General features: G+C 32.8%; 2 protein-coding genes and 2 pseudogenes. 1 reads left to right on the top strand and 3 read right to left on the bottom strand.

What is annotated here, in order from left to right; all coding sequences use genetic code 11:
* Positions 1–116: 116 nt before the first annotated feature.
* From CWATDRAFT_RS31050 to CWATDRAFT_RS31040, 3 genes and pseudogenes are all read right to left on the bottom strand, one after another.
* Positions 117–861: pseudogene (locus CWATDRAFT_RS31050) on the bottom strand (IS1634 family transposase); the annotation flags it as partial.
* 57 nt (positions 862–918) lie between these two features.
* The gene (locus CWATDRAFT_RS31045) at positions 919–1,551 is read right to left on the bottom strand and encodes an ion channel (protein ID WP_007308648.1); all 633 of its coding nucleotides are present in this window, start codon (positions 1,549–1,551) and stop codon (positions 919–921) included.
* Positions 1,552–1,716: 165 nt separating this feature from the next.
* A complete protein-coding gene (locus CWATDRAFT_RS31040) occupies positions 1,717–2,112 on the bottom strand; it encodes a hypothetical protein (protein ID WP_042713024.1) in 396 nt (131 codons plus the stop codon).
* 79 nt (positions 2,113–2,191) lie between these two features.
* Between CWATDRAFT_RS31040 and CWATDRAFT_RS35270 the strand changes: the two are divergent.
* Positions 2,192–2,614: pseudogene (locus CWATDRAFT_RS35270) on the top strand (transposase); the annotation flags it as partial.

Here is a 2,614-nt window from a genome sequence, read left to right as displayed (position 1 = left end):
CAAAGAAAATTTTTTTTCCCAGGGAACTTTTAAAATTAGGCCCCTTCTTTTTCTATACTTCATCTTTAACTCTCCCACCCCCAAATTTGGCCCAATTCTTTGCTTTTTTAGGGCCATGGAACTCCCGTTATCCATTTTAAAGGTTGGATAAGTTGGGATTTTTTTGCCCATATAAAGCCCTTCACAACCCATGATACTATCAAACTTTATTTGCTTTTTGAATTCTACTAAAACTTTTCCAAATACAGCTTTATCAGATTCATTTCCATCTCCTACTCTCACAAATAATGGAATATCTCCATCTTGGCTTGTTATTAAATCCAAGACACATTGTTTTAAGTCTGGTCTATGATCCCGAGAATATCCTTTCTTAATAAGAATTGGTCTTTCTTTAATAATTTTTTCTTCTTCCTGTTTCTCTTTATCTTCTTCCCTTTTATATTCTCCATCTAAATGAAATGATGTGGAATCTAAATGGGAGTATTTAAGGTCTATTTTAAATTTTTTAATTACTTCTAAAACTACTTCAATAAAAATATCATTTAGTCCATATTTATATAATTCATCCATTACTCTCCCAATTTTATCATCATTAAGGTAATCAGGTTTAATTCTTTCTCCTAACAATTTCTCAATGGCTTTATCTTGAAAAAACTGACTGAATAAATATAGAGGTCTTGAAACAAATCCTAGTCCATTGATTAAAATAGACTTAACTACTGTACCTGCTGAGATTTTTTCTCTAACATCTATTCCTAATTTATTATTAATTATTTTGACTATTCCTATTTCATCAATTAAACCAGCTACTATCCCTAAATGGTCTAAATTTTTAACTTGTATTTCTTCTAAATAAGACATTTTTCGCTCTTTTTTTACAGAGGAAACAACTTAAGCAATTATCCCACTTTTTTGTCTTCAAGAGCTTAAGCAATTATACTTAATTATTAACCCCAGGCTTGTAGTATTTAATGCTACTTTTTGAAGTGCGGAATCTGGGTTATATCCTTCTTGGCTCACTTCATTGAGAATAACACAGAGTCTAATTTGTGCTTCTAAAATGCGATTATCTCGTCGGTTAGCTGTACGAACCATTAAGGTTGGAATCCCGTTATAAGGACAAATAACAGCTACATTACTAAAAAGAACTTTTGCGGTTGGACGAGAAAAACGGGCAAACATTAATCCCGTTAAAATAGTTAATAATAATAAACCAAGCCAAATTTCAATTGTCACTAAAATTTGAGCGTACAAAGTTTGGGGATACATAGAACCATAACCCACAGTTGATAAAGTTTGAATACTAAAAAAGAAAGCATCTTTAAATGATCCCTGTTCTGCATTGGCAATGCCATTTTCAGTGGTCATATAAGCTAAGGCGAATAGACAATTAATACTAAAATAAAAAATACTCATTAATATTAAAAAATATCGCCACCGAAGGGCTAATAACCAATGATAGAGATCATGGGTTACAGGTTGGAATAAAGTAACAGGATTTAGTTTTTTTAGGAAACGAAAAGACTTAATTGATTTTTTGTAACGACGCATAGAAAAATAAAAACTTTAATGGGTATTAAGATTGGACTTTGGATAAAAAACAATTGTTAGCGTAAATTTTACGCTAAACATGTCTCCAGAGCTAAAATAGAGAATTAAGGTGATTTTAAAAACTCTCTTTCCATCTTTTTAGGGGATTTTAAATATTAAATAGCTTCATTCAGTTTCGGTTCCAATATAGATATCTAAGTAGCTTTCCGTTAGAGATTGAATGACTCGTTCTAATTCATCAATGAGATTTCTTCTAGTGAGTTTTTCTACAGCATCAATATGAGCAGAACTTCCGGCTCGTCCTAAATATTTATATTTGGTTTTTTTCTCATTATTAGTGGCCATAGGAAAAATTGATTCAGCAGCCTGTAGTTTATAATACCAGTAGATTGTTCCCTTTCCATTAACCTGATAACGAATAATATGACAATTAGCTGGTGCTACTTCCCCTTCCCGTTCAATTTTCTTTATTTTCTGTTTAAGAGAGCGAATTAGACTCTTAATTTGTTTGGCTCTCAGGTGGACATCTTGACTGGTCTTAAGTTCGGAACGTGATGACATTAGCCTTAACTGTAACAAACAACCTCTTTTGATGTTAGCGTACATATTCCGCTAATTTATAAGGTAATAAATTTTAAAAATGACCAAAAATGAAACGGCTACGTCTGTCGAGGAATTCCTGGTGTGGAGGTCTAACCTCTTCCAAGGACTAAAAGCTAGAAAAGAAACTATTATAGAATTACTCGATGCCCTCTCCAGTAACCAACAAGCTCACTCAGTCGTTGAATTGTCTCTCAATCCTTTATTTAGAAGAGATTATAACAGTTTATATAGAGGAATTCAATAGTTTTTACCCACTCAAACTGACCCTAATTATGAACAGAGAATTGAGACTTTATTTTCAGCGGTATCGAGAACAATTCCTCCCACTTCAAAACATTATAACTTATTTGGTATTGACACAACTCCCTGTCCACGACCGTTTGCCGAAACGTTAGCGGATAAACCTTTATTCATACCCCAATCCAATAAGGGAATTAACCATAGATGGGTCGCTCATTAA

The sequence above is a fragment of the Crocosphaera watsonii WH 8501 genome, assembly GCF_000167195.1.
In the GTDB taxonomy this organism is placed as follows: domain Bacteria; phylum Cyanobacteriota; class Cyanobacteriia; order Cyanobacteriales; family Microcystaceae; genus Crocosphaera; species Crocosphaera watsonii.
Note: the sequence above shows the minus strand (reverse complement) of the source record. Positions and strands in the feature narration are given on the sequence as shown.